General features: G+C 74.4%; 6 protein-coding genes. 3 read left to right on the forward strand and 3 right to left on the reverse strand.

Annotated elements, in window-relative coordinates:
• Nucleotides 1-91: 91 nt before the first annotated feature.
• From ACSNN7_RS28430 to ACSNN7_RS28440, 3 genes are all read right to left on the reverse strand, one after another.
• Nucleotides 92-967: an HAD family hydrolase gene (locus tag ACSNN7_RS28430; protein ID WP_334449664.1), complete on the reverse strand. Its 876-nt coding sequence runs from the start codon at nt 965-967 to the stop codon at nt 92-94.
• Between the two features lie 104 nt (nt 968-1,071).
• On the reverse strand, nt 1,072-1,944 hold the full coding sequence (locus ACSNN7_RS28435; protein WP_436684129.1) for a DUF5667 domain-containing protein: 873 nt from the start codon (nt 1,942-1,944) through the stop codon (nt 1,072-1,074).
• Between the two features lie 233 nt (nt 1,945-2,177).
• Nucleotides 2,178-3,113 (reverse strand): ECF subfamily RNA polymerase sigma factor, BldN family, encoded by a 936-nt coding sequence (locus tag ACSNN7_RS28440; RefSeq protein WP_436684130.1) that lies wholly within the window; start codon nt 3,111-3,113, stop codon nt 2,178-2,180.
• A 453-nt stretch (nt 3,114-3,566) separates the two neighbouring features.
• Between ACSNN7_RS28440 and ACSNN7_RS28445 the strand changes: the two genes are divergently transcribed.
• The 3 genes from ACSNN7_RS28445 to ACSNN7_RS28455 are packed head-to-tail and all read left to right on the forward strand — an operon-like array spanning nt 3,567 to nt 6,105.
• Complete coding sequence (locus tag ACSNN7_RS28445; RefSeq protein WP_436684131.1) at nt 3,567-5,249, forward strand: AMP-binding protein; 1,683 nt, start codon at nt 3,567-3,569, stop codon at nt 5,247-5,249.
• On the forward strand, nt 5,239-5,493 hold the full coding sequence (locus ACSNN7_RS28450; protein ID WP_334449656.1) for a glutaredoxin family protein: 255 nt from the start codon (nt 5,239-5,241) through the stop codon (nt 5,491-5,493). The genes ACSNN7_RS28445 and ACSNN7_RS28450 overlap by 11 nt, the downstream gene beginning before the upstream one ends.
• Before the next feature lie 21 nt (nt 5,494-5,514).
• Complete coding sequence (locus ACSNN7_RS28455; RefSeq protein ID WP_436684132.1) at nt 5,515-6,105, forward strand: HAD family hydrolase; 591 nt, start codon at nt 5,515-5,517, stop codon at nt 6,103-6,105.
• Nucleotides 6,106-6,142 lie beyond the last annotated feature (37 nt).

Consider the following 6,142-nt stretch of genomic DNA (forward strand, 5'->3'; position numbering starts at 1 on the left):
GCCCCTTCCGGGGCGCACTTTCAAAGAAAGCGTGGCTATCCGACGAGGAATAGCCACGCTTTCTCTGTACCTGGGGGCGCTTCGTCGGGGGTCAGGGGGTGCGGCGGCGGCGGTGGAGGGCCAGGCCGGCGCTGACCGCGCCGGCGAGCAGGCCCGCCGCGGCGGTGGACGGTACGGCGATCTTGACCGCCCGTCGGCCGGTGCGGAAGTCCCGCACCTCCCAGCCCCGCTCGCGCGCCTGCCGCAGCAGGGTGCCGTCCGGGTTGATCGCCACCGCCCGCCCGACCGCGGTGAGCATCGGCAGGTCGTTGACCGAGTCGCTGTAGGCGGCGCAGCGGCCCAGGTCCAGCCCCTCGACCGCGGCGAGCTGGCCGACCGCCTCCGCCTTGGCCGGCCCGTGCATCAGGTCGCCGACCAGCCGCCCGGTGTACGCCCCGTCGACCACCTCGGCCACCGTGCCGATCGCGCCGGTCAGGCCGAGCCGGGTGGCGATCACCCGGCCGATCTCCACCGGGGCGGCGCTGACCAGCCACACCCGCTCGCCGGCGTCGAGGTGCCGCTGGGCGAGCCGGCGCGTACCGGCCCAGATCCGGGGGGCCATCAGCTCGTCGAAGATCTCCTCGGCGAGGCGCTCGACGTCGTCCACCCGCCAGCCCTCGATGAAGGCCAGGGCGGCCTCCTTGGCCTGCGACATGTCGACGGCGTTCTCGGTGGCGAGCAGCCGGAAGCGCGCCTGCTGCCAGGCGAACCGGGCCAGGTCGCCGGTGGTGAAGTACTTGCGGGCGGCCAGCCCGCGGGCGAACCAGTAGATCGAGGCGCCCTGCATCATCGTGTTGTCCACGTCGAAGAAGGCCGCAGCGGTGGGATCGGGCTGCGCGGGGACGGGCGGAGTGACCTCGGCCTCGGCCCAGCCGGCGGTGTGCCCGTGGACGTCGGTACTGACCGTGACCTTGCGGCTGCGGGCCATCCGACCTCCCTGCGTACGACGACCGCTGCACCCCGAAGGGTAGTCGGAGGCCGGTTACGGGCGGCCGCCCCACGGTGCAACTGTGGCGTGAACGGCTCGTTCGCTCAGCGGTCGCTCGGGCAGGGCCCCGGGGCCGGGCCGAGCGCGTCGCTGCCGGCCGGCGCGGGCAGACCGCAGGCGATCGCGGCGCGCAGCGCGTCGGAGCGCTTGCGGATGGCGTCCAGCAGGGCCAGCGAGCGGCGGGTCCGGTCCCGCTCGCCGCGGCTGGCTCCGTCGAGCAGCCCGCCGACCGCCTTGCGCTGCCCGGTGACGAAGGTGTTCACCGCGTCCAGCCCGGCCGGGTCGGAGCGCTGGGCGGCGGTGGTGGTGAGCAGCCGTACGCCCTGGCGGGTGTCGGCGTCCATGTCGTCCAGCACCGCGCTGAACCCGGCCAGGTCGCCGTGGAGCGTGCCGGCCTCGTCCAGCCGGGTGCGGGCGAAGTCGAGGAAGAGCTGGCCGCGGCTGAGGTCCGAGCTGGCCAGCGCGAGCTGGGCGCGTTCGGTGGAGCGCTTCATGCCGTACAGAGCGTCGCCGGGAACGGCGTCCTCGCTGGCGGCGGAGATGCCCGACAGGGCGACGGCGCCGGCGGCGATCCCGACCAGGATGGCGCCCCGGGCGCGGACCTGGCGTGCGGTCACCGCGCCGAGCAGCGAGGTGCGCGGGGTGGCGTCGGTCGTGGCGGCCGGTGTCGTCGCGGCTGCCGTGCCCATGCCCTCCCGCTCCGCGGTCGCCACCAGCATGGCGCGGAGCCCGGTGCGGAACTCGGCGTCGACCTGGACGTCCGGCCGGTCGGCGACGAGCCGCTGACCGACCGCCACCAGGGCGGTGAGCCGGTCGTCGGCACGGGACCGGACGTGATGACGCCGGCCGCCGTTCGCCTCGTCGAGAAGCTGGGCGAAACGTGCGGCCCGACGACGGGAGAAGAGGTCACTGTCCACCGCAGGCACCCCCTCTCGCTGGTCACGGCCGGTCGGCCGCGGTGGTTCCCAGCGACCGGCGGCGGCGTACGCCGACGGACGAAGGTGTTGGCCGGCCGCGCTGCTCCGGACCGGATCGGTCCGGGGGCGCCGGGGCAACCACCGGTCGCACCCGGAGAAACGGTCCGCGACGGGCACCGGTTACGGGCCGACGGCTGCCGAAATCACGAAGAGTGATCGTCCTCACCGGGGGATCAGGGCTGGAAACCGTCCGGGAGCAGGCGGGCGAGGGCGCGGACGGCGCGGTACTGCAAGGCCTTGATCGCGCCCTCGTTCTTGCCCATGGCGCGGGCCGTCTCAGCCACCGAGAAGCCCTGGAGGAAGCGGAGCACGATGCACTCCTGCTGCTCCGGGTTGAGCTGCTTGACGGCGGTGAGCAGCGCGACGTTGGTGATGTGCTCCACCACCGCGGCCTCGGGGCTGCCCTCCGGGCCCCGGTCCTCCCGGTCGGCGTCGAGCACGTCGCCGGTGGTGACCTCCAGCCGGTAGCGGCCGGACTTGAAGTGGTCGGCGACCAGGTTGCGGGCGATGGTGACCAGCCACGCACCGAGGTCGCGGCCCTGCCAGGTGAAGCTGCCGATCCGCTTCAGGGCGCGCAGGAACGTGTCCGAGGTGAGGTCCTCCGCCAGTTGGCGGTTGCCGACCCGGAAGTAGACGAAGCGGAAGACCGTGTCGACGTACCGGTCGTAGATCAGCCCGAACGCCTCGGCCTCACCGGCCTGCGCGCGCTCCACCAGCGCCCAGACCTCGGTCGCCGGGTCGGACGGGTCGGGCCGGCTGGGAAAGCCGGTGGCCGGTGTCGTGGTGGCCGGGACCGCGGGCAGCACGGCGGTGTCGGCGGCGGGCACGGTCGGCAGCACGGCGGTCTCGGCACCGGACGGATCGGCCACCGCGGGCGGCTCGCCGGCCCGCCGGTTCTGCGCCGGCATGGTGGGGCGGGCCGGTGACGCGACCCGGCCACCGGCCGGTTTCGCGTTTCCGCCGGGTAGGGCCGGCCGGGCCGGAGCCTCGTTGTGCCGGTTGCGCGGCCGATCGCTGCCGTGCCCCGGGTCCAGTCGCTCGTTGGGCGACGTCCGGGGTGTCGGCCCGGTCAGGCCGGCGGGCCGTTCCGCGTAGCCGAAGGTGGTCACCGCGCCTCCCCGGTCCGCTCGCCGGCCGGACGGACGGCACGGCGACGCGCCGCCGTGGCGTCCGGTCCGCCCGGGGCGGGCAGGTCGGCGCGGGGGTGTGCCGAAGTACGGCAGACCCCCTTGAGGTGCTGGTCCAATGCGCTCACAGGCACGGGGGCCTCCTCGGGCTGAGGGGTGTCGACTCACGGCAAATGGGGTGAGCCGACCCGAGTGATGATAGGGCCAACGTCACCCGCGCGTGGCAAGTCCGTTACACAGGGCCAAAGTATTTCCCTCCTCGTCGCACCGATGGCGGACCGGTTGTCCGTCGTGTGCGGTTGACTTTCACGTCGTCTCTTGATCCCGAGTGGAAAGTCCTCGTCGGAGGTGAATTGCACCGCCGTCGGCGTGTCGGCGTGTCGCCCGCGGGGCGGCGTGCCCGTGGCGCAAGCGCGGCGTGCCCGTGGCGCAAGCATGGTCCGTCGGGGTGCTGCTGTGCCAGACTCAGCGACCGTGCAGGACGTCACCGACAGCTCCGCGCCCGACCTCGCCGACCGGCTCCGCCGGGCCGCCGCCGACCACGGCGACCGCCCCGCGTTGCACTGGCGCGAGACGACCCTGACCTGGTCCGAACTGGACGCCCGGGTGACCGCCGTGGCCCGGGCCCTGGCCGACGCCGTGCCGGTCGGCCGGGACGACGCCGTGCCGGGTGGCCCGGCCGGCGTGCCGGCGCGGGTGGCGATCGCCCTGCCCAACACACCGGACTTCGTGGTCGCCTACCTCGCCACGCTGCGCGCGGGCCTGGTCGCGGTGCCGGTCAACCCCGGCCTCACCGCCCGGGAGCTGCGGCACGTCCTGGCCGACTCCGGCGCGACGCTGCTCTGCGGCACCGAGGCCGTCCGGGACCGGGTGGCCGGTCTGACCGCCGACCTGCCGGCGCTCAGGGCGGTGCACACCGCCCTGCCCGAACAGGCGGGGGAGCTGCCGGCGCGCAGCGGCGGCGACCTCGCGGTGCTGCTCTACACCTCCGGCACCGAGGGGCGGCCCAAGGGCGCGATGCTGCCGCACCGGGCGCTGGCCGCCAACCAGGACCAAGTCGGCCGGATCTCCCCGCCGGTGGTCGGCGCCGACGACACCGTGCTGCTCGCGCTGCCGCTCTTCCACGCGTACGGGTTGAACACCGGGCTGGGGGCGGTGATCCACCACGGTGCGACCGGGGTGCTGGTCGACGAGCTCGGCCCCGACTGCGCGCTCGACGAGATCGCCCGGCACCGGGTCAGCGTGCTGGTCGGCGTACCGTCGATGTTCCTGGCCTGGTCCACGGCGGACGCCGGCGTGGTCGCGGCGGCGATGGCCTCGGTGCGGGTCGCGGTCTGCGGCGCGGCGCCGCTCGACCCGGCCACCGGCGCGCGCTTCACCGAGGTCACCGGTCATCCGGTGCACGTCGGGTACGGCCTGACCGAGACCGCGCCGGTGCTCACCTCCACCCTCGTCGGCGGCGAGCCGAAGCCCGGCTCGATCGGCCGGCCGCTGCCCGGCGTCGAGCTGCGCCTGGTCGGCGGCGACGGGACCGACCTGTGGCGCGACGGCGTCGCCGAGCCGGACGACGAGGCCGACGACGACCCCTGGCTCGTCGACCCCTCGCCCGGCACCGACCCCGGCCAGATCGTGGTACGCGGGGCGAACCTGTTCGCCGGCTACTGGCCGGACGGCCGGGGCGGCCCGGACGCGGACGGCTGGTGGGCCACCGGCGACGTCGCCTACGCCGACGACGACTCCGACCTCTTCCTGGTCGACCGGCTGGGCGAGCTGATCCTGGTCAACGGCTTCAACGTCTACCCGCGCGAGGTCGAACTGGTGCTCGACGCGCACCCGGGGGTGGCCGGCTCGGCCGTCCTGGGTGTGCCGCACCCGCGCACGGGTGAGACTGTGCGGGCGTACGTGGTGCCGGCGCCGGGTCGTCCGGTGACCGGGGAGGAGCTGCTCGCCCACTGCGCGCGTAACCTGGCCCGGTTCAAGTGCCCGACCGCCGTCGAGTTCGTCGACGAGCTGCCGTACTCGGTGATCGGGAAGGTACGCAAGACCCAGCTGCGGTCGGCGTCGTCCCCGGCGACGCCGCCCCGGCCCCGACGCTCGGAGGTCCCCGATGTCCAGTGACGCCCGGCTCACCCTGATCACCCGGCCCGGCTGCCACCTCTGCGAGGACGCCAAGGCCGCGCTGGACCGGGTGGTGGCCGTCACCGGCGACAAGTGGGTGGAGAAGGACGTCACCGGCGACGTCGAGCTGGAGCGCGACTACGGCGACCGGCTGCCGGTGGTGCTGCTCGACGGCAAGGAGCACGGCTACTGGCGGGTCGAGGAGGAGCGGCTGCTGCGGGACCTGACCACCCCGCAGCTCTGAGCAGGCGTCTAGGGTGCTGCGATGACCCCTGCGCGCGACCACCTGGTGTGGGACTGGAACGGCACCCTGCTCGACGACCTCAGCCTGGTGGTGGCGGCCACCAACGTGGCCTTCGCCAGCGCCGGCGGCCCGACGGTGACCGCCGACGAGCACCGGGTGCGCTTCCGCCGGCCGATCGTCGACTACTACGCGGAGATGCTCGGGCGGGCGATCGACGCCGAGGCGTTCGGGGCGCTCGACCGGATCTTCCACGACGCGTACCGGGGCGGGCTGACCAGCTGCGCACTGGCCGAGGACGCGCTGGCTGCGATCGCCGCCTGGCCGGGCAGCCAGTCGCTGCTCTCCATGTGGTTCCACGACGAGCTGGTGCCGACCGTGCACACGTACGGCCTGACCCCGCACTTCACCAGGGTGGACGGGCTGCGGGCCACGGTCGGCGGCGGCCACAAGGCCGAGTGGCTGGAGAAGCACCTGGCCGAGCTGGGCATCTCCGGTGACTCGGTGGTGCTCATCGGCGACTCGATCGACGACGCGCACGCCGCGGAGAGCGTCGGCGCCCGCTGCGTCCTCTACACCGGCGGCCTCTCCGACCCCGCCGCCCTGCGCGCCTAACCCCCGGACAAGCCCCGGTGATCATGAAGTTGGCGGC

Origin of the sequence: Micromonospora sp. URMC 105 (assembly GCF_051386295.1) — a bacterium.
Lineage (GTDB): Bacteria > Actinomycetota > Actinomycetes > Mycobacteriales > Micromonosporaceae > Micromonospora.

What these genes read in the sequence shown, in the direction of transcription:
- ACSNN7_RS28430 (WP_334449664.1), bottom strand. Translation starts at nt 967, where the DNA reads ATGGCCCGCAGCCGCAAGGTCACGGTCAGTACCGACGTCCACGGGCAC.
- ACSNN7_RS28445 (WP_436684131.1), top strand. Translation starts at nt 3,567, where the DNA reads ATGGTCCGTCGGGGTGCTGCTGTGCCAGACTCAGCGACCGTGCAGGAC.
- ACSNN7_RS28450 (WP_334449656.1), top strand. Translation starts at nt 5,239, where the DNA reads ATGTCCAGTGACGCCCGGCTCACCCTGATCACCCGGCCCGGCTGCCAC.
- ACSNN7_RS28455 (WP_436684132.1), top strand. Translation starts at nt 5,515, where the DNA reads ATGACCCCTGCGCGCGACCACCTGGTGTGGGACTGGAACGGCACCCTG.